The organism is Kitasatospora sp. NPDC056651 (assembly GCF_042792155.1).
Taxonomy (GTDB): domain Bacteria; phylum Actinomycetota; class Actinomycetes; order Streptomycetales; family Streptomycetaceae; genus Kitasatospora.
Genome location: NZ_JBHTWX010000006.1, coordinates 26003 through 51043 on the forward strand (window position 1 = coordinate 26003; position 25041 = coordinate 51043).

A 25041-nucleotide genomic window follows, 5' to 3' on the forward strand; every position below is an offset into this window, starting at 1 on the left:
CTCGTGTCCCTTGTGTCCCTTGTGTCCCTTGTGTCCCCTGCGAACGAAAGGCATTGACATGCGTCTGATCGACCCCTTCCGCGCGGCGGTGGAGATGTGCGCCGAGTGCGCGGCCTCGATGGCCACCGAGCCGATGGCGGTGTCCGAGAAGCCCGCGGGCGACTGCTTCGCGCTCACCGGGCTGTCCGAGACGGTGAACCTCGACTACACGGCGGTCGCGGAGAGCGGCTTCAACGCCGGTGACCGCAGCACCCACACCGACGAGTTCTTCGACGCCGGGGGCAACTCCGTGGGCCGCCTCGTCGGCCACAGCTGGAAGGTCGTCAACCGCGCGTCCGACGGCCACCTGATGGCCTTCTACCGGGAGGAGATCACCCTGCCGGACGGGGAGATCCAGACGGCGGGCTGGATCGACGTCAACGCCATCCTCGCCGGCGAGTGGCAGGTGCTCCACGCGGTGGGCACCGGCGGCCGCCACATCGGCAGGGTGGGCGTACGGGAACTGCGCAGCGAGGTGCTGCGCCACCGGTTCCAGGCGAACCTCGTGCTGTGCGGTGCGACGGGCCACTGAGCGCGGCGGGGGCGGCGGCTCGCCGCCGCCCCCGTACCCCCCCTCCGAACGTGGCCGTGGGGCACCTCCGTACCGGGTGGCGGTTCGGTCCGAACCACACCGCAGCATTCCTCCGCTTCGTTGACCCGCCGATCACCGCCAATTAGGTTTCCATTACGGCCGGATGACATGGCGTCACATTCCCGTCCGCCCGTTCCTCCACATCGAAGCGGCTACCCCACGAGCACTGGAGTACCACGTGCGATACAGCATTCTCGGAAAACCCCACGTCCTCCACGGCGACGAACCGGTTTTCGTCTCGGCACGAAAGAAGGAGATCGTCCTCGCGTCACTGCTGGCCCGGGCCAATCACGTGGTGTCGCTGGAGGAGCTCATTTCCGAGATATGGGGCGGGAATTCACCGCTGCGCGCCACCACGGCGGTGCACGTCCGCATCTGCGAGCTGCGCAAGCTCCTGCGTTCCTGCGGCATGGCCGAGAGCCCGATCGTCACCCGCTCTCCCGGCTACTTCATCCACGTCGAACCCGGCGAGCTCGACGTGCACGTGTTCAGCCGGCTGGCCGAGGAGGGCCGGGCCGCGGCACGGGCCGGGGCGCACCACGAGGCCGTCGAGAAGCTGCGCTCCGCACTGGAGCTGTCCCAGGAGACGACCCTCGGAGGGCTGCGCAGCGGCCCCATCATCAACGGCTTCGTGAACTGGCTCGACCAGGCCCGCCTGGACTGCACCGAGCAGTGGATGGAATCGGAGCTGACACTGGGCCGGCACCGGGAAGCGGTGGGCCGGCTCTACGCGCTGTTCGGCCAGCACCCCCTGCACGAGGCGTTCCACCGGCAGCTCATCCTGGCGCTCTACCGCTGCGACCGGCGGGCCGACGCCCTGCACGTCTACCAGGTGGCCCGCGGGGTCCTCCGGAGCGAACTCGGCCTCGAACCCTGTCTCGCCACCCGCCGGGTGCACCACGCGATCCTCACCGCGGACGACCACCTGTACGCGCGGGCCTCCGCCTGACGGCGCCGCGGGCGGGCGCGGCGGCTCAGCAGGATCCGGACATCCGCAGCGCCCCGGCGAGTTCGGCACGCCCGCGGACGGACAGCTTGCGGTAGACGGCGGTGAGGTTCTTCTCCACCGCGCGCCGTGTCACCCCCAGTTCGTCGGCGATGGCACCGTTCGGCAGCCCGCGGGCCACCATCCGGGCCACCGTGAGCTGCACCGGGGACAGGCCGCGGACCGGGTCCGGAGCCGGTCCGCCCAGCAGCGCGCGGGCGCGGTCCGAGAGGCCGGGCAGCCCGCAGGCGGCGGCGAGCGCGGCGCCCTCCCTCAGCAGTTCCGCCGCCGGCCGGCCTCCCTCGCGGGCCTCCCGGACACCGAGCCGCACCAGTGCTCTCGCCAGCTCCAGGCGGTGGTGCGAGAGCCGCAGCACGTCCACCGCCTCGCGCAGCAGCCCCCTTCCCCGCTCCCCTCCGGCGAGCGTGCCGTGCACGCGCAGGGCACGGCCGAGCTCGGCGGGGGCTCCCCAGGCCCGGGCCCGCTCGCACTCCTCCCGCATCAGCTCCTCGGCCGCCCGCCCGTCGCCGAGGCGGCGGTGGGCGAGGGCCGCCCAGGTACGCCAGGGGCCGAGCACGGGGTTGTGCCAGCCGTCCCGCTCCAACCGCCTGCCGCAGGCGAGGAAGTGGTCCAGGGCGGTGGCGTCGTCGCGCCGCTGGAAGGCCCGTACGCCGCGGAGCATCCGGTGGGCGACGCTGCGGTGGACGTCGGCGAGGTCTCCGTAGGCGGAGCCGGAGTCCTGGGCCAGGAGACGGTCGCACAGCCGCGGGTCCATGGTCTCGACCGCGACGGCGGCCAGGGCGACGTCGGCCGCCGCGTTGGCCTCCCACCGCTCCCCCGCGAGCCGGTGGGCCTCCAGGGCCAGGGTCAGGGCCCCGGCCGCGTCCCCGGACCGCAGCCGCACCAGGGCCAGCTCGGTCCCCGTGATCACCTGGGACACCAGGGCCCGCTGCCGTACGGCGCGCGCCAGGAGCGTCTCCAGCCAGGCCGCGAGGTCGGTCAGGTCGTCCGCCACCACGAGCGTGATCGCCAGCAGCGGCAGGGTGGTGTACGACAGCTCCGGCACCGCCGGTTCGCGTTCCAGGACCTGCCGGGCGAGCCGGACGGCGTCCTCCCGCGCGATCCCTCCCGCGGCCACCGCGTCGTGCAGCAGCACGGTCACGAGCTCGCGCTGCGCGCCGGTCCCCAGCCCGGGTTCCGGGCCCAGTTCCCGCAGTCGCCGCACCGAGGCCGCGAGCCGCCCGGGAGCGGCGGGTTCCGCGCACCGGACCCGGGCCTCCAGCCGCAGCGCCACCTCGTGTCCGGCACCGCTCGCCGCACGGCCGGGGCCGAGCGCGGCGAAGACCTCGCGGAACAGGTCGACCGTCTGCGGTGCCGCGGTGTCGAAGACGGGCGGCGGGATGCGCAGCAGCGCCGCCGCCCGCTGCTCGGCCGAGGGCAGCAGCGGCACCGCCTGGGAGATGTGCCGCGCGGCCGTCCAGGGGTCGGTGATCCGTTCGGCACCGGCCAGGTCCACCAGGACGACGGCGCGGTCCTCACCGTCCGGCGGGGCTTCGTGGAGGGCCCGGCGCAGGAAGCGCACCGCGTCCTCGGGCGCTCCGCGGTCGAGTGCGGCGTCGGCGGCCGCGCGCAGCACGGTGACCGTCCACGGCGCGTCGGACGGGGCGGACGGTGTCGTCGCCGCCAGCCGGGCGGCGATCTGCTCGGCCGGGTGGCCGGCCCGGAGGAGCAGCACGGCCGCGCGGGAGAGGAGCCCCTGCTGTTCCTCGACGGTGGCGGTCTCCTCCGCGGCGTCCCGGTAGACGGGATGGGCGAAGACCGGCACCGGCGAGCCGGGACGCCGACGGAGCAGGCCCAGTGCCCGCAGGGCCCGTTCGGCCGCGCGGCACCCGACCGCGTCCAGCCCCGCGAGCCGCGCCAGGAGCTCCGGCTCGGCCTGCTCCCCCAGGACGGCCATGGCCCGCGCGAATTCCGGCAGGGGCGAGGGAAGTTGTTCCAGCCGCAGGGCGAGCCGTTCCCGGAGGTCGGGCGGGCTCACCCGCGCGGCCCGCTCGCCGTGCTCCGCGACCGGCCGCAGCCCCGCCCGGCGCAGGGTGTGGCCGATGGCGGCCGTGACCATCGGGCTGCCCCCGGCGGCCTCGTGGCAGGCCCGCGCGAACGCCTCGTCGGCGGGCTCGCCGAAGCTCCGTTCCACCAGCGCCCGGGTGCCCCGGGGGGACAGCGGCCGCAGCCGCAGGGTGCGGCCGGCCGCGGCGAGGAGGTCCCGCACCAGGGGCGTCCCGGCTTCGGGATCGCCGTCGGCGAGGGTCACGACGACCGTGACGGGCCGCGCGGTGGGCCGTCTGGCGAAGTACGCCAGCCAGCGCAGCGAGGCCTCGTCCGCCCAGTGCGCGTCGTCCACCGCGATGAGCAGCGGCTCGTCGACGGCCATCCGGGCGGTCAGCGCGCGCAGTTCCCGCAGCAGCCGCGGGTGCGTGCCGTCCTGCGGGACGGGCGTCTCCTCGGCGAGGACGCTCCGGACGGCCTCGGCGCCCGCACCCAGCCACCGCTCCGGGGACGCGGCGCCGGCGAGCACCGGTTCGAGGAGCTGGCGCACCACGCCGTAGGGGAACTCCCGCTCCGGGCGCGCCGCGTCGGCCCGCAGCACCCGTGCGCCCCTCTCCTCCGCGAGCCGCGGGAGGTGGTCGAGCAGCTCCGTCCTGCCCGCGCCCCAGGCTCCGGTGACGACGGTCAGTGAACTGCCGCGGGCCGCGGCGGTGTCCAGGGCGGCGGCCACCGCGCCGAGTTCGATGTCCCGTTCGAGCAGCAAGGGAATCAGTCCTCCTGGGGGATGACGCGGGAGAGGTCCTGCCGGCCGGAGACGCCGAGCTTCCGGTAGGCCCGGGTCAGGTGCGTCTCCACCATCCGCCGGGACACCGAGAGCCGCCGGGCGACGGCCGTGTTGGTCATGCCGCCGCGGACCAGTTCGGCGACGTGCCGCTCGGTCGCGGTGAGCGTCCGCCCGGCCTGCGGACCGCCGGGTCCGGTGGGCGCCGGCGTGGCGTCCCACGGCGCCGGGAGGGCGCGGGGCCCGCCGGTCAGCTCCCGGACCAGGCGGGCGCGGCGGGGGGTGTCCCACTCGGGCGGGGTGGCGTCCCGCAGCAGCCGGGCCGCCGCGGCCCTGGCCCCGGCGGACCGCTCGCCCTCGGTCACCCGGCCCAGGGCGAGCAGGGCCGTGCCGACCGCACTCGCGCTCCCCCACGCCTCGGCCGCCTCGTACTCCTCCACCGCCAGGCGTTCGGCTCCGGCCCGGTCCCCGCAGCCCAGCCGGGCGGCGGCCGCGGCCGAACGCCACGGCACGAGGGCCGGGTTGGTCCATCCTCTGGCCAGCAGTCCGCGCCCGCACTCCAGCAGGTCGGACAGGGCCGCCCGGTGGTCGCCGGTGCGCAGCCCCAGCAGGCCCCTGGCGTGCAGGAACATCGGCCACCACAGGCCGTTCACCGCGAGGACCGGCAGCTCGGCCGCCGCGCACCGGCCCGCCTCGGCCACCTCGTCCCGCTCCAGGTGCAGCAGCAGACGCAGGGCCACGACCAGCGGCCTGGCCTTGACGGGCGCGGAGCTGGGCAGTGCCGCCCGCTCGACCTCCGCGAGGTCCCGGTCCGCCTCCTCCAGCCAGCCCCGGCGCAGCGCCACCGCCGCGCGCAGGCTCAGCGCCGCCGTGACGGTCGTCCCGACGCCCCGGCTCCGGGCCTCGGCGACGATCCCGTCGAGACCTGCGGCCGCCTCCTCGTACGCGTCCGTCAGGGCCAGGGTGTAGCAGGCCGCCAACCGGGCGGTGAACAGCGCCGGATGGCCGCTGTCGGGACGCAGCGCGGCTTCGGCCAGGGTGCGCACGCGGGCGAGCGGCAGGCTCTGGGCGAGGGCCGAGCCCAGGGCCAGGACGCCCGCCTGGGCGGGGCCTTCCGGTGGCGCGTCCAGGGGAGGCACGGGCGGGACGTCCACGCCCTCCTCCATCGGCGCGCCGCCTCCGATCAGCCAGTACAGGGCCTGGAAGGCACCGCGTTCCGCCCCGTCGGCCCCCGGCAGGGACCAGGCCAGCGCCGTGCCCCGGCGCACCGTGGCCGCGTGGCCCCACACGGCGAGCAGGTCGGCGGCGCGCAGCCGGGCCGCGGGGGGCACGTCGGGCTTCGGGTCGTGCAGCACGCTCCACAGGGCGCGTTCGCCGCTGTCGGGGGCGTCGGTCGAGACCGCCGCGCCCAGGTCGACGAGCAGCTGCGCCCGCTGGTGGGGTGCCAGTGGTTCGGCCAGCGCGCGTTCCAGGAAGCGGGCCGCGCGGGCGGGTTCGCTGCTCCGGTACCGGGCGGCGGCGCCGGTCAGGGCGTCAGCCGCCCATCCGGTCCCGCCGGGCCGGGCGCCCAGGAGCAGTTCGGCCAGCGCCGTGTCGGGGAGGGCCGTGCGGTGGCCGAGTGCGGCGGCGCGGGTGCACAGGTCCTCGCGCTGCCGCACGGTGAGTCCGGTGAGGACCCGGTCGGCCACGCCCGGCGGCACGTCCGGGTGGTCCGGGTCCGGGACCAGGCCGGCCGCGGCCAGCAGGCGCAGTGCGCGGGGAGCGGGCAGCGTGCGCAGTCCGGCCAGTTCGCAGAGCTGGGGGAGGCCGAGGTGGGGGCCGCCCACGGCGATCGCGCGCAGCAGGGAGGTGAGTTCGGGGCCGAGTCCGTCCACGAGCCTGGCGGTGCGCTCGCCGACCGCTTCGGCCGCGCGCGCCGGCAGGCCGGCCGCCGCCTCGGCGGTGGGGTCGAGGCCGTCGGCCGCCAGCGAGGCCAGCACCGAGCGCAGCACCGCCGGGTTGCCCTCGCACGCGGCATGGGCGGCCTCGGCGAACGCCTCCTCGACGGGTCCGTCGCCGTGGGCGGCCAGCATCCCGGCCGTGCCCGCCCGGCTCAGCGGCCGCAGGGCGAGACGCGCGGCCGTGCCGGGGAGGGCGGCCGGTACCGATCCGGGCGTCGCGGCGACGAGGAGGACGAGGGGCGCGCCCCGGGTGCGCCGGGCCATGGTCTCCAGCCACCGTCGCGAGTCCGTGTCGGCCCACTGCGCGTCGTCGACGGCGACGAGCAGCGGCCGCTCGCGCGCGGCCGTGAGGAAGGCCCGGCACGACCGGGGCAGGGGCCCGTCGGCCGGGTCGTCGGCGTCGTCCGCGCCCAGCCGCGCGAGGAGTTGGGAGACGATGCCGAAGGGCCGGTCCGTCTCGGCCGGGGTGCCGGACGCGCACGCGGCGGCGAGTCCCGCGTCGAGGGCCGCCGCGGCGGCGTACCGCAGGAGCGCGCTGCGCCCGGTGCCGGGGAGCCCCTCGACCGCGATCACCGCCGAGCGGCCGGAGCCCAGCCCGTCGACGGCCGTGCGCAGGAAGGCCGTCGCCGCGTCCCGTTCGACGAGGACGTCCTCGCCGGCCACCGGCCGCCGTCCGGGTGCGGGGGCCGTCGCCCCCGCCGTGCCGCCGGTCACGAGGCGGCCGGGTCGGCGGACCGGGCGAGGGCGCGGAGCGCGGCGGGCAGGTCGCTCCGTCCGGCCAGCCCGAGTTTGCGGTAGACGGAGGTCAGACGCGTCTCCACGGTGCGCCGGGAGAGGAACAGGGTCCCGGCGATCTCCTGGTTGGTGGCGCCCGCCGCCGCGGACTCGGCCACCTGCCGCTCGGTGCCGCTCAGCGGCCCTGCTCCGGCGCGGGACGGGTGTGGGCGGCCGACACCCGCGGCGGCCAGCGCTTCGCGGGCCCGGGCCGCCAGCGGGAGCGAGCCGCAGCGCCGCGCCGTCTCGTGCGCGCGGGACAGGTGCGCGCGGGCGCCCCGGACGTCGCCGCGCCCCGACAGCTCCCTGCCCAGCAGGAGTTCGCAGCGGGCGCGGTCCAGCCGGGCCTGTGAGCGGGAGAGGTTCTCGACCGCGGCGGTCAGCAGGTCCACGCGGCGGTCGCCGCGGGCCGCCGTGCCCGCCGCGAGGAGCGCGTGGCCGAGCGCATGGGGGGTGCCCCAGCGGCGGGCCGCCGCCAGGCCCTCCTCGGCGAGGCCGGCGGCTTCGGCGGTGCGGCCGAGCCCGGCCAGGGCCCGGACGGCCACGGTGCGCCAGAGCGCCCACGCCGGGTCGCCCAGGCCCGTCTCGGCGAACCAGCGTTCGCAGCGGCGGGCGCCGGCCAGCGCGCCTTCCGGGTCACCCGCGCGAAGACGCAGACCGGCCCGGCTCGTCAGGTACCAGGCCCCGCCGAGGACGGACCGGCCCGGGCCGGATTCCGCCGCCCCGGCGAGAGCCGCCTCGGCGGCCCCGGTGGCTCCCAGCTCGCTCTGCACGGCGGCCCAGGCGATGAGCGGCAGCGCGAAGCCGGGGCTCTGCCGGGGCCGGCCCGGGCAGTCCAGCGCGGCCCGCGCGTCGGCGACGGCGGCGGGGAGGTCGCCGAGCCGGTGCCGCAGCTTCGACCGCTCCGCCAGCAGCCACCACCGGGGCAGGCAGCCGTTGCCGTCGGCCGTCGCCGGTTCCAGCGTCTCCAGTGCCCGGCCGGGCTCGTCGGCCAGGTGGAACAGCACGGCCGCGTGGACCCGCATCCAGTCCGGGGCCGCGGTGCCCTCGGCGCCGACGGCCCGGGCGGCGAGGTCGACGACCTCGCGGGCGGACGCGCCGTCCAGGGCGCCCAGTTGGGCTCGCAGGAGCAGGCTGCCGCCCGCGGCGGCCCCGGCGGGCTCCCCCGCCACGGCGGCGCGCGCCCGCTCCCGCACGGCGGCGAACGCGGGCGCGTCGTGCAGCCCGGCGCAGAGGACGGCCGACTCGGCCCTCCAGCGCAGGTCGCGGCCGGCCTCGTCGCCGTCGGGGCCCGGTGCGGCGCGCAGCGCGTCGAGCGCCCGGGAGAGCACGGTGAGCGCCGGACGGCCCGCGGCCTGCGCGGTCATCCCGAGCTGCAGCGCGACGCGGGCCCGGAGCCGGGCGTCGGTGGTCCGGTCCAGCAGGCTCCGCAAGGTGTCCAGCGCGGCCTCGGGGTCGGTGGCGGCCAGTGCTCCGGCCAGTTCCAGTCCGGTGCGCACCCGGCCTGGCTCGTCGCTCTCGTCCGCCAGCAGCCGTCGCAGGTACGGTGCGGCCAGGGACCGGTCGTCGTGCCGCCGTGCCCGCTCGGCCGCGTCGAGCAGCACGCCGCGCATCCACCCCTCGTCCAGCCGGGGCAGGGGTAACAGGTGGCCCGCCACCTCCGGGGCCGCGAAGCCCTCGTCGTTGAGCAGCCGGGCCGCGTCGGTGCGCAGCCGGGCCAGTTCCCCGGGCGGTACGGCCTCCAGCACCGCCGCGCGCAGGGCCTCCGGGCCCCCGGCGGCGAGGAGTTCGTTGTCGCGGTAGCCGCCGAGCACCGCCGAGACCAGCCGGGCCGGCGCCCCGGCGAGCGCGCCGACGCGCTCGGGCGACGCGGGGTGGCCGGTGCCCTCCCCGGCCGCCGGGGCATCGGTCCAGCCGAGCACGGCGGCGGCACGCACCACCAGGAGTTGCGTCGCCGACAGGCCTCTCAGGTGGGCCCGCACCAGGGAGGCGTGGCTCCGGTGCCAGGCCGCGTCGACGTCGCCGACGGCACCGGCACCGGCACCGGCGCCGGCGCCGGGCCGGATGCCGCCCCCGCGCAGCCGGGTCAGGATGCGCCGGAGCAGCAGGGGGTTCCCGCCGGAGAGTTCCGTGCAGCGCCGCACGGCGGCGGCGCCGGGCGTCCGCCCCAGGAAGCGGGTCGCGACCGCGGCCACGTCGGCCTCGGTCAGCGGGCCGAGGGACAGCAGGCGGGTTCCCGGGCGGCGGACGATCCTGCCCAGTGCCGGGCCGGCCGGACCGCCGGGGCCGGTGCCGGGCCCGCCCCAGGCCAGGACGGCCAGCAGTGGCAGGCCTTCCGGCCGGTGGAGCAGGCATTCCAGCCAGCGCAGGGAGCGCTCGTCGCACCACTGGGCGTCGTCGACGACGAGCACCAGGGGTCCGGGGGACGGGGCCGCCGGGACCAGCCGCTCCTGGCTGGGCGGCACGGAGTCCGGCCGGTCCCCGAAGAGCCGGCCGACGGTGGCGTACGGCGTCTCCCGCGTGGTGCGACGGCCGGCCGTGGACAGCACGGTGGCCCCGTCCTGGCCGCCGTCGCGCCGGAACCGGTCGAGCAGCGCCGTCTTCCCGCTCCCGGCGTTCCCGCGCACCACCACGCAGCGCGGCTTCCCGGCGCGGGCCTGCTCGGCACAGGCGCGCAACACCGCCAGTTCCGAGGAACGGCCGACCATGTCCCACTCGGCAGCCGGGGCGAAGAACCTCACCTTTCCGGACATAACATCCGCTCCTTTCGATCCGACCGATGGTGCCGCGCCGGTCGGCACGGCCGGTCTCCCACGCCGCCGCCACCGGTGCCCTCCGGATCGCCGCGTTCGGTGATCCTGTCGACGAGAACGCGGCCGGAGCCCTCCGTGGTTGAACTGTCACCGGAGATCGTCCGACTTCACCGGGAACTCGGGCTCATATCGAGTCGTGATCGGACACGGAACCACGCTAGGCGGCGGGCCCGGAACGGAGTTGCCCCAGACGGCACGGGCTCGGATCCGCCCGTGCACGCGCGCTCGGCCCGGATCACCGGGGCGCCGGAGTCCGCCCTCGGCCCGGTCGGTGACGAACCGTCGTGTCGGCACGGCGGGGCGGTCCGGCCCCGGACCCGGACCCGGACCCGGATTCGGCCCCGGATCCGGACCCGGCTCTCGCCGGCGGGTCAGCGAGCCGCGAAGTCCAGCACGGTGACGGAGGGACGGCGGGTGGCCAGGGGCGGAACGGTCAGCGCGAACGGCAGCAGGGCGCCGACGAGCCCGCGTCCGCCGGCCGGCCGGACGTCCCGCACCGCCGCCACCGCCGGGTCGGCCGTGCGGAGCTTGTCCCGCTCGTCCGCGTCCATCGCCCACGGCATCGGCGGCGCCTGGTAGCCCTGGGCCCGCGCCTTCCCGTTCCGGGCGAGCCGGCCGAACCAGCGCGGCACGGCGTCCAGCACGAGCGAGCCGCCCGGGAACCGCTCCGCGCAGCCGGCGAGCAGGGATCTCACCCGGTCCGGCGGAAGGTACATCAGCAGTCCTTGCGTGCTGACCAGCACCCCGCGGTCGCGGTCCACCTCCTCGGCCCACCCCAGTTCGGCGGCGTCGGCGGCCAGATAGCGCTGGCGCGGGCCGGGCGGCAGCAGTTCCCCGCGCAGCGCCACCGAGTCGGGAAGGTCCACGCTCAGCCAGCGGGCCCGCCCGTTGTCGACCCGCCAGTACTGGGTCTCCAGGCCCTCCCCCAGACAGACCACCGTGCCGCGCGGCTCCCGGGCGAGGAAGTCCGCCACCTCGCGGTCGAAGCAGGCCGCCCGCAGGGCCTGGAGCTGGGCCGTCAGCGCGTTCTCCCCGAACCGCTCCGCGAAGGGGTAGTCGATCCGGTCGACCAGCTCGACGGCCTTGGGGTCGTGCAGCACGGTGTCCGGCCGCCGCGCCTCCACCGCCCGGTGCCACAGCGTCCACAGCGCCGTCTCCGGCACCGGTCCCAGCTCCAGCCGCTCCCCGCCGCCAACCATCGCTCGCTCCTTCGGACGTGGTCCCGTCGCCCCGTCGGCGCGCTGCCGTCGTGGGCGTGGATCCGCCGATTCTGGCACTCCGGAGGGGGCGCGCACCGGCCGACGCGCGACTCAGCCGATGCTGAACGCGCCGTCCGGCGGGGGCGGGGAGTCGGTGGCCTCGGCGTCGGTGACCGGGGCGGTCCGGCCGACCAGCGCCGCCAGGTCATCCCCGTCGGTGAGCCGGGCCGGGAAGACGTCCCCCGCGAGCAGCCGGGTCAGCTCGGCCACCGGCAGCGGCTCCGTCGAACCGGCCAGCAGGATGTTGCCGTACCGGCGCCCGCGCAGCACCGGGGCCTCCGCCACCAGGCAGACGTACGGGAACACCGCCCGCACCGTGGCCGCCTGCGCCTTGGCAAAGGCCAGCGGCGGGCCGTCCGCCAGGTTCGCCGCGTAGCAGCCGCCGGGGCGCAGCGCGGCCGCCGCCAGCCGCAGGAACTCCACCGAGGTGAGGTGGGCGGGGGTGCGCGAGCCGCGGAAGACGTCGGCGATCACCAGGTCCTGCGAGCCGGACGGGACCTCGGCGAGGGCGGCCCGGGCGTCGCCGACGGTCGCGGTGATGTCCGCGCCCGGGCCCTGCCAGGGCAGCTGCTCGGCGACCAGCTCCAGCAGCGGCCCGTCCACCTCCACCACCCGCTGGCGCGAGCCGGGGCGGGTGGCGGCCAGGTAGCGGGGCAGGGTGAGCGCGCCGCCGCCCAGGTGCAGCGCGTCCAGCGGCCGCCCGGCGGGGGCGAGGGCGTCGGCGAGGTGGCCGAGGCGCCGGGTGTACTCGAACTCCAGGTGGGTCGGCTCGGCGAGGTCGACGTACGACTGAGGGGTGCCGTCCAGGGTGAGCAGCCAGCCGCCGTCCCGGTCGAGGTCGGGCATCAGCTTGGCGAAGCCGAGGTCGGTCTGCCGGCCGACCGGCACCGGCTCGTCGGTCACGCGCTCTCCCCGGCGGGCCGGGCGTCGGCGGGCCGGGCATCGATGAGCGGAGCGTCGATGAGCGGAGCCTCGATGGCCGGGACGTCCAGGTAGGCGGCCAGCCAGTGGTCCAGCTCGGCGAACACCCGGGTGCGGGCCGCCTCGCCGGACAGCACCAGGTCGTGGATGCCGTCCTCGATCCGCACGATGGTGACGTGTCGGCCCAGCCGCGGCCCCTGCGCGGCGATGTCGTCGGCGCGCAGCACCGCGTCGGCCCGGCGCAGCCCCTCGTTCCACACGGTGGTGGAGATGGAACGGGTCGAGGCCATCAGCAGCACCGGCACGTCGATGCCCAGCCCGGACCGCAGCCTCCGGTGCCCCTGGTGGATCGCCGCCAGCCAGCCCGCGTACAGGGGGAAGCCCTCGGCGGGCTTGAGGGTGAGGTCGAAGTCCCACTCGCCCTGGTGGTCCTTGTGCAGGCTGTGGGTGTAGTGCGGGTTGAGGGAGGACGGCAGGACGCGGGTCGGCGCCATCCGCCCGATCGCCGTGACGGCCGGGCCGCCGACGGTACGGACCGCGGGCCCGGCCGGCATCGACAGGAACGGGCTGTTCAGGAAGAGCCCGTCCACCACTGCGCGCCCGGCCCGCCGGCCCGCCCACAGCGCGGCGATCAGCCCGCCGGTGGAGTGCCCGTTGAGCAGCAGCTGCCGGTGGCCGTCCAGCTCGCGGATGATCCGGACCGCCTCGTCGATCTCCTCGTCGTACTCGGCGAGGTGGCGCACGAAGTTCGGCGACTGGTGCGGGCGCAGCGAGCGGCCGTACTTGCGCAGGTCGAGGGCGTAGAAGGAGAACCCGAGCGCGGTGTAGTGGTCGGCCAGGTTGGTCTGGAAGAAGTAGTCGTTGTAGCCGTGGACGTACAGCACGGCCCGCTCCGACCCGGGCACCAGGCGCCGGACGAGCGTCGCGCACACCGCCCCCTCGTCGTCCGGCCGCAGCGTCAGCTCGGCCGCCTCGTAGGGGGCACCCAGGATGTCTTCACGGAACTCCATGGGGCTGACTGTACTGGCTCGGCCGGTCCCGTCCCCGGTGACGCCGACCTGCCGCGATGTGATGATCGCAATGCTTTTGGTCCCGACCGGGGCGGGCGCTCGGGTGCGCGCCGCGCCGGGGGGAGCCGCCCGCGCCGTCCGGCAGCCCCCGCGCGCGCCTGCTGTGCGCCGGTGTCCATGTGGAACGCTTCCCGGACAGACCAGGCGAGTTGGGGAGTTTGCATGCAGCACGGGCATACCGATCCATCGCTCTACCGCTCGGCCGCCGAGGCGATCGCCGCGCCGCCGGAGAAGCTGGCGTACGTGGCCGGCTTCGACCGGTCCGGGCAGCAGCCGGACGCGTTGCTGAGCGTCGACACCGATCCGGACTCGGCGACCTACGGGAAGGTCCTGAACTTCGCCGAACTCCCGACACTCGGCGACGAGTTGCACCACTTCGGATGGAACGCCTGCTCCAGTGCCCTCGCCCACGCCTGCCACGAGAACCCGGAACGGCGCTACCTGCTGCTGCCCGGGCTGCGCTCCTCCCGGCTGCACGTGCTGGACACCCGGCCGGACCCGGTCCGCCCGCGGCTGGTCAGGACGATCGAGGCGGAGGAACTCGCCGCCAAGGCCGGCTACTCGCGCCCCCACACCCTGCACTGCGGCCCGGACGGCGTGTTCCTGTCCTGCCTCGGCGGCGCCGACGGGGACGACGGCCCGGGCGGGGTCGCCCTGCTCGACCACACCACCTTCGAGGTGCTGCGCCCCTGGGAGACCGAGCGCGGTCCCCAGCACCTCGCCTACGACGTCTGGTGGCACCTGGGCACCAATGTGGGCATCACCAGCGAGTGGGGCACCCCGTGGATGATCGAGAACGGGGTGGTGCCCGACCTCCTGCTCGGGCGCAAGTACGGCCACGCGCTGCACTTCTGGGAGCTGGACTCCGGCCGCCACCTCCAGCGGGTGGACCTCGGCGACCAGCACCAGATGGTCCTGGAGCTGCGCCCGGCGCACGACCCGCAGGCCGAGTGGGGCTTCGCCGGGGTGGTCACCAACGTCGAGGACCTCTCCTCCTCGGTCTGGCTCTGGTACCGGGACGGGCCGGCCTTCACCGCGCGCAAGGTGATCGAGATCCCCGCCGAGCCGGCCAAGGCCGAGGACCTGCCGCCCGCCCTCCAGCCCTTCGGGGCGGTGCCGCCGCTGGTCACCGACATCAACCTGACGGTGGACGACCGCTGGCTGTACGTCTCCGCCTGGGGCACCGGCGAGCTGTTCCAGTACGACGTCTCGGACCCGTTCCACCCCCGGCTGACCGGCTCCGTACGGCTCGGCGGCGTCGTCGCCCGCACCCCGCACCCCGCCGAGCCGGGCCGGCCGCTGAACGGGGCGCCACAGATGGTGGAGATCAGCCGCGACGGCCGGCGGCTCTACCTCACCAACTCGCTCTACGGCGCCTGGGACGACCAGTTCTACCCGGAGGGCATCGAGCCCTGGATGGTCAAGCTGGACGCCGACCCGGTGGCCGGCGGGCTGAGCGTCGACGAGCGCTTCTTCCCGCACGGCGCCGACTTCCGCGGCCTGCGCGTCCACCAGACCCACCTGGCGGGCGGCGACGCCTCCTCCGACTCGTACTGCTTCCGCTGAGCCGCCGCCGGGGGCGCGGTGACCTGGAGAGACGGTCGCCGCGCCCCCGGCCCGCCGTCAGCCCAGCAGCAGCTGCCTGGCCTTCGCGGCCACCTCGGGGGACGCCTTCGAGAGGGCGCCCGACGCGTACGGCGGCTGCGGGTCGTACTCGATCGTCAGCTGGATCGCCTGCGCGACGGTGTCCCCGGCGATCAGGCCGGTCATCGTCAGCGCGAGGTCGATCCCGGCCGAGACCCCGGCCGCGGTCGCGTACTTGCCGTCGACCACGACCCGCTCGGTGCCGGTCGGCCGCGCCCCGAAGGTGGCCAGCTGGTCCAGGCAGATCCAGTGCGAGGTCGCCCGGCGCCCCTCCAGCAGCCCGGCCGCGCCCAGCAGCAGCGAGCCGGAGCAGACCGAGGTGGTCCAGGTGGTGGTCGCGTCGATCGCGCGCACCCACTCCAGCACGGCCTGGTCGGTCAGTTGGGCGGGCGTGCCCGGTCCTCCGGGCACCAGCAGCACGTCGGCCGAGTCCACCTCCTCCAGCGTGGCGTCGGCGGTGAGCGCCAGGCTCTTCATGTCGGTGCGCATCGGCCCGCGCCGGGCGGCCGTGAACACCACCTCGGCGCCGGGGATGCGGGACAGCACCTCGTAGGGGCCGACCGCGTCCAGCGCGGTGTACTCGTCGTACAGCAGAACGGCGACACGCATCAGTGACCTCCGATGGGTTCGGGACGGAAGCGGCGGCGGTACTCGGCGGGCGGGGCGGCCAGGGCCCGGACGAAGGCGCGCCGCATCGCCTCCGGGGTGCCGTAGCCGCAGGAGCGCGCGATCTGCTCGACGCCGTCGTCGGTGTCCTCCAGCAGCCGCCGGGCGGCCTCCAGCCGGACCCCGTCCACGTACCGGCCCGGGGTGACCCCCACCTCGGCGGTGAAGGCGCGGGCGAAGTGCCGCGGCGACAGCGCCGAGCGGTCGGCCAGTGCCTCGACCGACAGGTCGGCCTCCGGGTGCTCGGCGATCCACCGCTGCACCTCGCGCAGCGGCCGGCGGACCGCCACCTGGGCGGCCAGCTGGGTGCTGAACTGGGCCTGGTTGCCCGGCCGGCGCAGGAACACCACCAGGTGACGGGCGACCAGCAGCGCGGTGTCCCGCCCGAGGTCCTCCTCGACCAGGGCCAGCGCCAGGTCGATCCCGGCGGTGACCCCGGCCGAGGTGGCGACGTGCCCGTCCCGGACGTGGATCGGGTCCGGGACCACCTCCACGTCCGGGAACCGCCGGGCCAGCTCCTCGCAGTACGCCCAGTGCGTGGTCGCCCGGCGTCCGGCCAGCAGCCCGGCCTCGGCGAGCAGGAAGGCGCCGGTGCACACCGACACCACCCGCTCGGACCGGTCGGCCAGTTCCCGGATCCCCGCCACCAGGGCGGGGTCGGGGCGGGCGGTGCCGTCGCCGCCGGGAACCAGCAGGGTGTGCACCGGGCCGACCTCGGCGAGGTCCGCGTCCGGCAGCAGCCGCAGGCCGCTCTGGGTGCGCACCGGGTGACCACCGGGGGAAGCGGTGGTCACCCGGTAGGCCCCCGCCGGGCCGCCGGCTCTGGCGGCCCCCGCGAACACTTCCAGGGGCCCGGTCACGTCGAGGCTCTGGGCGCCCTCGAAGAGGACGATGACCACGTGGCGCGCTCTCATGCGGCCAGCCTGGCAGCGGGCCGCGACGGCAGCAATGACCTGCTTCCCACCTTTCCTGCCATCGGACGCGTGGAGCGGCGGGACCGCCGGGGAGGGCGGGGCCGCCGGGGAGGGCGGGGCCGCCGGGGAGGGCGGGGCCGCCGGGGAGGGCGGGGCCGCCGGGGAGAGTGGGACCGCCGGGTCGGGTGAGGCCGCTGGGGAGGCCAGGTCAGCGGAACAGGGCCTGGTCGAACCGGATCCGGGCCGGGGGCAGCCCCGCCGCCGTCAGCCGGGTGCGGACGGAGCCGACCATGCCGATCGGGCCGGTGACGCAGGCCAGGTGGTCGCGCCAGTCGCCGGCCGCCGCGACGGTGTCGGCGAGTTCCCCGACGGTGACCGGGGTGACGGTCAGCCACGGCTTGTGCAGGCCGAGTTCGGAGAGCGCCTGCCAGTCGTAGAGGTCCGAGCGGTCCCGCGCGCCGACGAACAGGTGGACCATCCGGCCGGTCGGCCGGTGGGCGGTCTGCTGCTCGATGATCGCCTTCATCGGCGCCAGTCCGGTGCCGCCCGCGACCAGCAGCAGGTCGCGCCGGTCCCCGTCGGACATCAGACTGCCGCGCGGCGGGCCGAGGCGCAGCCGGTCGCCGACCGAGGTGTGCTCGACGAGCGCGGCGCTGACCCCGCCGGGGCCGGTGCGGCGGACGTGGAACTCCAGCTCGTTGTCGGCGCGCGGGGCGCAGCCCATCGAGTACTGCCGCCAGGTGTGCGGCAGCGCCGGGTGCTCGACGGTGCCGTACTGGCCGGCCAGGTACGGGTACGGCTCGCCGGTGCGCACCCGCAGCACGGCGAGGTCGGGGCGGCGGCGCTCGTGGCCGGTCACCACGGCGTGCCAGTACGGGGGCTCGGTGAGCGCCGAGTCCGCGCCGGCGACCATCGCGCCGACGGCGAACCGCAGCATCCGCACCCAGGCGCCCTCCAGCTCGTCGGTCCAGCGCTCGCCGGCCCGGTGCCGGACGGCCGCGCACAGGGCCTCCTCGAAGGCCTCGTAGTGCACCGGTCGCACGCCCAGCTTGCGGTGGTCGCGGCCGAGCTGGCGCAGCGTCTGCTCCAGTTCGGCCGGGCGGTCGAGGTTGTCGATCAGGTGGTGGAAGATCCGTTCCAGGTGGAGCTGCTGGAACTCCATCGAGGCGGGGAAGAGCGATCGCAGGTACGGGCGGTGGCTGAACATCACCAGGTAGAGGTGGTCGATCAGGTCCGCGAGCGGGGAGATCACGTCGAGGTCGCGCCGGATCAGGTGCTGGTCGGCGGCGCCGTCGTAGCCGCCCTCCTCGCCGTACGCGCCGTACCCGAAGTCGCCGCCGCCCGACGAGGACGGGGCGAGGAGTTGGCGTCGCAGGCGCATCGCGTGATGGCGGGCGATCAGGCGGTCGTACTCGGCGGTGGCGGTGGCGGTGCCAGTGCTGATGCTGCTGCTGTTGTCCATGTCCCGCCCAGTGAACTGCCGAGCCGTCGAACACGAGAAGGGCCGATCGCCCCGGACGGACCCGGGACCAACGACCCCTTGCGGATGTGACGGACGTTACGGAACGGTTCTCGGCCGCCGTGGTACGAATCCGGACACTTGGCCAGGAACGGGCGCGGGAACGGGACCGGACGCCGCGTCGGACGGCGGGCCGGCACCGGACCGGGGGGGGGCGACCCCGGGCACGCGAACGGCGCAGTGGCGCCCCGCGCCCTGGCGCTCTCCTACCACCAGGACCCGGGGCACCGCCGTCAGGCTCCCGCCTGGCGTGCCTCCCGGCGCTCCAGCCGCCGCTGCCGGCCCTGGCGCAGCGGCTGGTCGGGCAGCCACCCGAAGGTGAGACAGGACCCGACCACCCCGAGCATCATCCCGACCACGAAGCCACCCAGGTTGGAGGTGAGCCAGGTGCCGAGCGACGCCAGCACGGCGACGAAGGAGTAGAACAGCCGCTGAGCCGGGTTGAACAGGATCAGCAGGCCGCACAGCACCATCACCGCCGGCACCAGGTACCCGGCCAGCCCTTCCATCCCGATGTGCAGGATGACGGGCAGCGGGGCCTTCAGGGTGAACAGGACCTCGGCACCGCCGAGCGTCACCAGCAGTCCGCCCCAGAACGGTCGTCTGCCCCGCCAGTCGCGTTTGACCGGGCGTGCGGCAGGACCGGCGTCGGGGGCGGCGACGGCCTGAGCGGCGGGCGCGGCCGCCGTCCCCTCGGCTGCCACCCCCTCGGCCCGGGCCGCGGTGCCCTCGCCGGCGTCGGCCGGCTCCGGTACGGACTCCGCCATGTCAGCAGCCCGTGGAGCTGAAGCTCAGCCGCAGGTTCGGCAGTTTGAACCCGACGGCGGTGCTCGCGTAGTTGTGCTGGTTCAGGTTGGTCAGCGTGACGTGGTCGGCCTGCTGGCCGAACACGCCGGGGTTGCCCTTGCCGACCGGTCCGGCCTTGGTGTACGTGCTGGCGTCGCCGCCGATCTCGATGTTCTTGAACTCCGCGTTGCCGGACAGCAGGTCGGAGTCGGTGGTGAGGTCGGTGGCGGAGACGGGGGTGCCCTTGTCGCCCGCGCGGATCAGCAGGTTGACGCCGCCGAGGTCGACGCTCTGGCAGAGGTTGGTGATCTCCGCCTTCTTGATCGCCGACACCGCGACCAGCACCTGCCCGCCGGTGGAGCCGGCGTTGGGGCTGTCGGGGATCATCGAGTCCAGCGCGCCGAACTGCGCGAAGCCCTCGCCGTCCAGCTTGTCGGCGGTGATGGTGAACGGCATTCCGGAGATGGAGAACTGGGCGGCGAGCACGCCCTGGGCGGTGAGCGCCATCAGGACGCCCCCGGCCGCGACGGCCGGAACGGCCATCAGGGCGGTTCGCTTCAGCCGGACCCGGCCCCTTCTCGGCCCGCTCGGCGTCTGCGGGGTCTCGGCCGCCGTGGCGGCGTCCTCGGACATGGCCATGTGTGCTCCCTAGGGATGGAAATGGGTGTGCAGGCACTTGGCACGTTGTCCTGGCGCGGACAGCGTTCCCCGGCGCGACCGGACCGCCGGCCCCTCGGCAGCGGGGCGGGCCCGGTCGGCGCGCGGTAAGTAACTGGGAAGCTACTGCCCGGTATTGGCCGGGTCAATACAGGTGCGCGAAGGTTTCTTCACCAATCCGCGACACGTCGAGGCCAGTCCCGCACCCCCAGCCGCTCGGCCGCCTCCGCCGGTCCGAGGAACGGCGACAGGCAGAACATGCTCAACACCGGCAACAGATCGAGAAGTTGATCAGTCCTTCCGGAGTCGATCCACCGGTAGACCGCGCTGTAGACGCCACCCACCACGGCATCCACCAGATCCTTCGACTCGACCCCGCCCGGAAGTTGGGGAACCTCGGCGAAGAACGCGCGGAACCTGGTGAGCAGTTGGGCCCGCTCCCGCCGACCGGCCGGGCCCACGGCCTCGATCTCGATCACCGCCATGGTGGCGAACGCCGGCGTTCCCGCCAGCAGTTGAAGCATCACGCCGAGCGCCTTGCGGATCCCCCGGCACCAGTCGGATTCGGCCGTGAAGGCCTCCGCCATCCGCCGGATCACCACACCGGTGCCGTACCGGTGCGCGGCCAGGAAGGCGTCCTCCTTGCCGCTGAACAGCTCGTAGAAGACCGGCCTGGTCACGCCCGCCGCACGGCAGATGTCGCTCACCGTGGCGTGCTGGTAGCCGCGTTCGGCGACGGTCCGCACCAGCCCGTCCAGCAGCCGCTCGCGCTGGGTCGCGGCGACCACCCCGGCGGGCAGCCGGCGCGGCCCGGGTTTGATCGAGCGGGCCGGATCGCGGCCGGTCCGGGCACCCGGCAGCAGCGCCACGTCGGCTCCACGGAGGTGTTTCCGATCCATCACCAACTCCTGTGTCCTGTATTGACATTGACGGAACACCGGGTTTACAACACTGACAGGTTTCCAACCGGTGGGCCAGCACACGTCCACCGGTCGGACCTCCGGGGGCTCCGACGGTCCTGGGCGTTCGCCCAGGCCACCGGACCGCAGCGGAGGCGGGACCGCGACGGAGGCAGCCGTCGACGTGCCGCCACGGCACCGCACGTCCCCGACCGAACGGCGCGGTGCCGCGGAGTTCCACGCCGCCGTCCGTCCGCGAGGCCGAACCACCGCACCACCGCACCACCGCAAGGCCGCACCGCCGTACCGCACGGACGGGCCCGTGGCGCCGGGCCCGCCCGCCCCTCGGCGTGAGCCGGGGCGACCGGTACGCCCTCCTCCGGTACGAAGCCCCCGGTACGACCCGCACCTCCCCCGACGTGCACACCACCACACCCGCACGCGGGGGCTCCCCCACCCGTCCGCTGGACGGAGAGAGGCACCCTCATGCGCATCAGCCGCACCCTCGCCACCGCCGCCCTCGCCTCGCTCGCCCTCACCGGCGCCGCCGTGGCCCCCGCCCAGGCCGCCGGCTCGGCGGTCCTGACCACCGGCAGCCCGACCGGCCCGGCCGTCGCCGTCGGCGACGTGCTCTCCGCCAACCTGGTCCCCGGCACCTACGCGACCTTCTACAACAGCGCCACCGGGACGAGTGGCGTCAAGTGTGCCACCTCCTCCTTCTCGGCCACCGTCACCTCCAACCCGGCCGCCCCGGGCAGCGCCACCGAGCAGCTCAACACCCAGACCTTCGGCTCCTGCACCTCCAACGTCGTGGGCGTCACGGGCGTCAAGAGCATCACCGTCAACAACCTGCCGTGGGTCAACACGGTCAGCGACGCCCCCGGCAACCCGGTCGCGCTCACCCCCGGCACCTCCGGCGCGCTGGGCACCACGGTGGTGCTCAACACCATCCTGGGCAGCGTCAACTGCGTCTACCAGAACACCACCGGGATCAACGGCACCACCTCGAACACCGGCAACACCATCGGCTTCTCCGCCCAGCCGTTCAGCCTGATCTCCGGCTCCGGCCTGTGCTTCTCGACCGGGTACTTCAGCGCCACCTACGGCCAGGTCATCGACGTCACCGCGCCCGGCCAGCCGGTCCTCTTCGTCAACTGACACCAGGGCCCGACCGGCCCGTCATGACGACGGCGGCGTACGGCGCCCTCACCGGACCGTACGCCGCCGCACCGCACCCGACGCCACCGCGCCCGACACCGCCGCACCCCGCGCGACCGCACTCCCGAGACAGCGAAGTGACCGGCCGGTAGGGTGGCGCCGCACGGAGACGGCGAACCGGAACGGGGCGGGTTGATGAGCGGCGACGGACACGGCACGGGCTTCTTCACCTCGGTGGCGGACGCCGCCGAACGACTGGCCGCCACCGGCTACCTGGCCTCCCCCGCCGTGGCCACCACCGTCTTCCTCGCCGACCGGCTCGGCAAGCCCCTGCTGGTCGAGGGCCCCGCCGGGGTCGGCAAGACCGAACTCGCCAAGGCCGTCGCCGAGATCGGCCACGCCCGGCTGGTCCGGCTCCAGTGCTACGAGGGCATCGACGAGGCCCGCGCGCTCTACGAGTGGAACCACGCCAAGCAGCTGCTGCGGATCACCGCCGGCCGCGAGGAGGGCTGGCAGGAGGCCCGCACCGACATCTTCGGCGAGGAGTTCCTGCTCACCCGCCCGCTGCTCACCGCGATCCGCGGCGAGGAGCCGACGGTGCTGCTGATCGACGAGATGGACAAGGCCGACGTCGAGGTGGAGGCGCTGCTGCTGGAGGTGCTCAGCGACTTCCAGGTCACCGTGCCCGAGCTGGGCACCATCACCGCGAGCCGGCGCCCCTTCGTGCTGCTCACCTCGAACGCCACCCGCGAGCTCTCCGAGGCACTGCGCCGCCGCTGCCTCTTCCTCCACCTCGACTACCCCGAGGCCGAGTTGGAGCGCCGGATCGTCCGGCTCAAGGTGCCCGGCCTGGACGCGACGCTGGCCGAGTCGCTGGTCCGGATCGTCGGCGCGCTGCGCGCGATGGAGCTGCGCAAGGCGCCGTCCGTCGCCGAGACCATCGACTGGGCCCGCACCCTGCTGGCGCTCGGCGCCGACACCCTGGACGAGACCGTCGTCCGGGACACCCTCGGGGTGATCCTCAAGCACCAGGACGACGTCCGCAAGGCCGCGCAGAAACTCACCCTCGCGTGACCACCCCGGCCCCGGCGGACACCGCCGCCCGCCTCACCGGCCTGGTCCGCGCCCTGCGCGGGCACGGCCTGCCGATCGGCCCGGCCGAGACCGTGGACGCCGCCGCCGTGCTGGACGTCCTCGGCTTCGCCGACCGCGAGCAGGTGCGGGCCGGCCTGGCCGCCGCCCTGCTGCGCTCCGAAAGCCGGCGGACGGTGTTCGACGCCGCCTTCGACCTGTTCTTCCCGCTCGGCGTCGGCACCCCCGAGGCCCTCCGGGCCGACCCGCCGCCCGCCCCCGACGGCCCCGAACCGCCCCGCTTCGGCCGCCCCGATCCGCTGCGCGACCGGCTGCGCGAGCGCCTCGCCGCCGCGCTGGCCGCCGACGACCGCGCCGCCCAGGCCCGGCTGGCCGGCGAGGTGGTGGAGGCCTTCGGCCGCTACGGCGCCGGCTCCTCGCCCGGCTCCGACGGCTGGTCCGCCCAGCAGGCGCTCGGCCGGCTCTCCCCCGAGACGCTGCTCGCCCGCGTCCTCGCCGCCCTGCGCGCGGCCGACCCAGGCGCGGCCGACCCGGGCGCGGTCGACCCGGGCGCGGTCGACGTCTCCGACCGGGTGCTCGCCGACGAGATCCGCCGCCGCATCCGGGACTTCCGCGCCATGACCGCCGGCGAGGCCCGCCGCCGGGTCGCCGAACTGCGCGGCCCCGAACGGATCGTCGAACGCGCCGTCGCCCCCACCGCCGACCTGGTCGACTTCCTCTACGCCGGCCGCACCCAGCTCGCCGAACTGCGCCGCACCGTCCACCCGTTGGCCCGCAAGCTCGCCACCCGGCTGGCCGCCCGGCGCCGCCGCGCCGCCCGCGGCGAGATCGACCTGCGCCGCACCCTGCGCCGCTCGCTGGCCACCGGCGGGGTGCCGCTGCGCCCCGCGTACCGGCTGCGCCGCCCGGCCCGCCCGGAGCTGGTGCTGCTGTGCGACGTCTCCGGCTCGGTGGCGGGCTTCGCCGACTTCACCATGCTGCTGGTCCAGGCGATGAGCGAACAGTTCGGCAAGGTCCGGGTGTTCGCCTTCGTCAACCGCACCGCCGAGGTGACCGGCCTGCTCCGCGGCGGCGACGATCCGGCCGCGCTGGCCGCCCGGATCCTCACCGAGGCCAGGGTGACGGGCTACCACGGCAACAGCGACTACGGCTCCGCGCTCGGCGAGTTCGCCGAACGCCACCTGGACGCCGTCGGCCCGCGCACCTGCGTCCTGGTCCTCGGCGACGCCCGGAACAACCACCGCGACCCCAACCTGGACGCGCTGCGCCGGATCGACGCCCGGGCCCGCCGGGTGTTCTGGCTCAACCCCGAACAGCCCTCGCTCTGGCCGACCGGCGACTCCGCCGCGCTCGCCTACGCGGGCGTCGTGGAGATGCACTCCTGCCGCAACGCCCGCCGCCTGGGCGAACTGATCGCCCGGCTGCTGCCCGTGTAGCCGGCCGGCCCCCGGGCGGGAGCCGGCCGGAACGGGCGGGCCGACGGGCCTACTTGTCCAGGTGCGCCAGGAAGTCCAGCAGCGCCTCGGTCACCTCGGCCGGGCGCTCCTGCTGCGTCCAGTGCCCCGTCTCCGGGAGCCGGACCTGCCGGTGCAGCCTGGGTGTCAGGTTCGTCAGCAGCCACTCCACCGTCTCCGGCGCGATCATCGCGTTCACCAGGTCGCGCTCGCCGACCACGTACAGCGCGGGCACGTCGATCCGCACGCCCGTGAACGGCGCCATCAGCTCGGCGTTCCGGTCGATGTTGCGGTACCAGTTGAGGCCCCCGGTGAAGGCGTGCTCCCCGTGCCGGGCGTAGTCGGCGGCGAAGACGTCGAGGTCCGCGTCGGTGAGCCAGTCCGGCAGGCGCTCCGGCTCCGGGACGGTGTCCAGCAGCGTCCTCCCCTCGGGGACGACCCACGGCCGCGGCTCCCCCTCGGGCCGGAGGCCGCAGAGGATCCGGCGCAGGCTGGACTTGACGTCGGCCGCCAGCTCGGCGTCGGCGCGGCCCGGCTCCTGGAAGTAGATCTGGTAGAAGCCCTCGCCGAAGGTCTCCCGGGCTCCCGACAGGGCGCTGGGGCCGGCCGGCAGCGGCGGCACGCTCAGCCCGGCCACCCCGCGCACCAGGTCCGGCCGCAGCGCCGCCAGGCCCCAGGCCGGCGGCGCGCCCCAGTCGTGCCCGACCACGACCGCCGGGCCCCCGCCCAGCGCGCCGATCAGCGCGGTGATGTCGCCCATCAGGTGCAGCAGGGTGTACGCGTCGGTCCGCTCGGGCTGCTCGCTGCGGGCGTACCCGCGCTGGTCCGGCGCGACCACCCGGTAGCCGGCCTCGGCGAGCGGCGCGAACTGGTGGCGCCAGGAGTACCAGCTCTCCGGGAAGCCGTGCAGCAGCAGGACCAGCGGCCCCTCGCCCTGCTCCGCGTAGTGCAGCCGTACGCCGTTGACCTCGACCTCGTGGTGCTTGATCGCGTCGTTCAACTCGCCACTCCCCATCCGTTCGGATACGTCCA

At 75.6% G+C, this 25041-nt stretch carries 19 protein-coding genes; 6 read left to right on the plus strand and 13 right to left on the minus strand.

What is annotated here, in order from left to right; genetic code table 11:
• Window positions 1-58 precede the first annotated feature (58 nt).
• Complete coding sequence (locus tag ACFRAR_RS04705) at window positions 59-571, plus strand: hypothetical protein (RefSeq protein ID WP_380694761.1); 513 nt, start codon at window positions 59-61, stop codon at window positions 569-571.
• Between the two features lie 238 nt (window positions 572-809).
• A complete protein-coding gene (locus ACFRAR_RS04710; RefSeq protein WP_380694763.1) occupies window positions 810-1580 on the plus strand; it encodes a BTAD domain-containing putative transcriptional regulator in 771 nt (256 codons plus the stop codon).
• Window positions 1581-1605: 25 nt separating this feature from the next.
• On the opposite strand, the gene ACFRAR_RS04715 is transcribed toward ACFRAR_RS04710, so the two are convergent.
• The 6 genes from ACFRAR_RS04715 to ACFRAR_RS04740 form a co-directional block, all read right to left on the minus strand.
• Entirely contained in the window at window positions 1606-4425 is a 2820-nt protein-coding gene (locus ACFRAR_RS04715; protein WP_380694765.1) for an ATP-binding protein, read from the minus strand.
• A gap of 5 nt (window positions 4426-4430) precedes the next feature.
• The gene (locus tag ACFRAR_RS04720; RefSeq protein ID WP_380694767.1) at window positions 4431-7097 is read right to left on the minus strand and encodes an AAA family ATPase; all 2667 of its coding nucleotides are present in this window, start codon (window positions 7095-7097) and stop codon (window positions 4431-4433) included.
• On the minus strand, window positions 7094-9910 hold the full coding sequence (locus ACFRAR_RS04725) for an AAA family ATPase (protein WP_380694768.1): 2817 nt from the start codon (window positions 9908-9910) through the stop codon (window positions 7094-7096). The genes ACFRAR_RS04720 and ACFRAR_RS04725 overlap by 4 nt, the downstream gene beginning before the upstream one ends.
• 431 nt (window positions 9911-10341) lie before the next feature.
• The gene (locus tag ACFRAR_RS04730) at window positions 10342-11169 is read right to left on the minus strand and encodes a class I SAM-dependent methyltransferase (RefSeq protein ID WP_380694770.1); all 828 of its coding nucleotides are present in this window, start codon (window positions 11167-11169) and stop codon (window positions 10342-10344) included.
• Between the two features lie 111 nt (window positions 11170-11280).
• Window positions 11281-12075 carry a spermidine synthase gene (locus ACFRAR_RS04735; RefSeq protein WP_380694922.1) on the minus strand — a complete coding sequence of 265 codons (795 nt, stop codon included), beginning with the start codon at window positions 12073-12075 and terminating at the stop codon, window positions 11281-11283.
• Window positions 12076-12128: 53 nt separating this feature from the next.
• Window positions 12129-13160: an alpha/beta hydrolase gene (locus ACFRAR_RS04740; protein WP_380694772.1), complete on the minus strand. Its 1032-nt coding sequence runs from the start codon at window positions 13158-13160 to the stop codon at window positions 12129-12131.
• Window positions 13161-13382: 222 nt separating this feature from the next.
• Between ACFRAR_RS04740 and ACFRAR_RS04745 the strand changes: the two genes are divergently transcribed.
• Window positions 13383-14786: a selenium-binding protein SBP56-related protein gene (locus ACFRAR_RS04745; protein WP_380694774.1), complete on the plus strand. Its 1404-nt coding sequence runs from the start codon at window positions 13383-13385 to the stop codon at window positions 14784-14786.
• 57 nt (window positions 14787-14843) lie between these two features.
• Here the strand turns inward: ACFRAR_RS04745 and ACFRAR_RS04750 are convergent, their stop codons facing one another.
• The 6 genes from ACFRAR_RS04750 to ACFRAR_RS04775 form a co-directional block, all read right to left on the minus strand.
• Window positions 14844-15473, minus strand: a complete 630-nt coding sequence (locus ACFRAR_RS04750) for a DJ-1/PfpI family protein (protein ID WP_380694776.1) — start codon at window positions 15471-15473, stop codon at window positions 14844-14846.
• Complete coding sequence (locus ACFRAR_RS04755) at window positions 15473-16444, minus strand: GlxA family transcriptional regulator (protein WP_380694778.1); 972 nt, start codon at window positions 16442-16444, stop codon at window positions 15473-15475. Before ACFRAR_RS04755 ends, ACFRAR_RS04750 begins: the two co-directional genes overlap by 1 nt.
• A gap of 208 nt (window positions 16445-16652) precedes the next feature.
• The gene (locus ACFRAR_RS04760; RefSeq protein ID WP_380694780.1) at window positions 16653-17906 is read right to left on the minus strand and encodes a globin domain-containing protein; all 1254 of its coding nucleotides are present in this window, start codon (window positions 17904-17906) and stop codon (window positions 16653-16655) included.
• Window positions 17907-18196: 290 nt separating this feature from the next.
• Complete coding sequence (locus ACFRAR_RS04765) at window positions 18197-18730, minus strand: DUF6114 domain-containing protein (RefSeq protein ID WP_380694782.1); 534 nt, start codon at window positions 18728-18730, stop codon at window positions 18197-18199.
• 1 nt (window position 18731) lies between these two features.
• Window positions 18732-19388, minus strand: a complete 657-nt coding sequence (locus ACFRAR_RS04770; RefSeq protein ID WP_380694784.1) for a DUF6230 family protein — start codon at window positions 19386-19388, stop codon at window positions 18732-18734.
• 188 nt (window positions 19389-19576) lie between these two features.
• On the minus strand, window positions 19577-20305 hold the full coding sequence (locus tag ACFRAR_RS04775) for a TetR/AcrR family transcriptional regulator (RefSeq protein ID WP_380694786.1): 729 nt from the start codon (window positions 20303-20305) through the stop codon (window positions 19577-19579).
• A 486-nt stretch (window positions 20306-20791) separates the two neighbouring features.
• Here ACFRAR_RS04775 and ACFRAR_RS04780 point away from each other — a divergent pair, with 486 nt between their 5' ends.
• The 3 genes from ACFRAR_RS04780 to ACFRAR_RS04790 all read left to right on the plus strand — a co-directional run bounded on the left by ACFRAR_RS04780 (window position 20792) and on the right by ACFRAR_RS04790 (window position 23991).
• Window positions 20792-21463 (plus strand): Tat pathway signal sequence domain protein, encoded by a 672-nt coding sequence (locus ACFRAR_RS04780; protein ID WP_380694788.1) that lies wholly within the window; start codon window positions 20792-20794, stop codon window positions 21461-21463.
• A 195-nt stretch (window positions 21464-21658) separates the two neighbouring features.
• Complete coding sequence (locus ACFRAR_RS04785; protein ID WP_380694790.1) at window positions 21659-22537, plus strand: AAA family ATPase; 879 nt, start codon at window positions 21659-21661, stop codon at window positions 22535-22537.
• Window positions 22534-23991, plus strand: coding sequence for a VWA domain-containing protein (locus ACFRAR_RS04790; RefSeq protein WP_380694792.1), 1458 nt, complete (start codon window positions 22534-22536; stop codon window positions 23989-23991). Before ACFRAR_RS04785 ends, ACFRAR_RS04790 begins: the two co-directional genes overlap by 4 nt.
• Before the next feature lie 49 nt (window positions 23992-24040).
• On the opposite strand, the gene ACFRAR_RS04795 is transcribed toward ACFRAR_RS04790, so the two are convergent.
• Entirely contained in the window at window positions 24041-25024 is a 984-nt protein-coding gene (locus ACFRAR_RS04795) for an alpha/beta fold hydrolase (RefSeq protein ID WP_380694924.1), read from the minus strand.
• Window positions 25025-25041 lie beyond the last annotated feature (17 nt).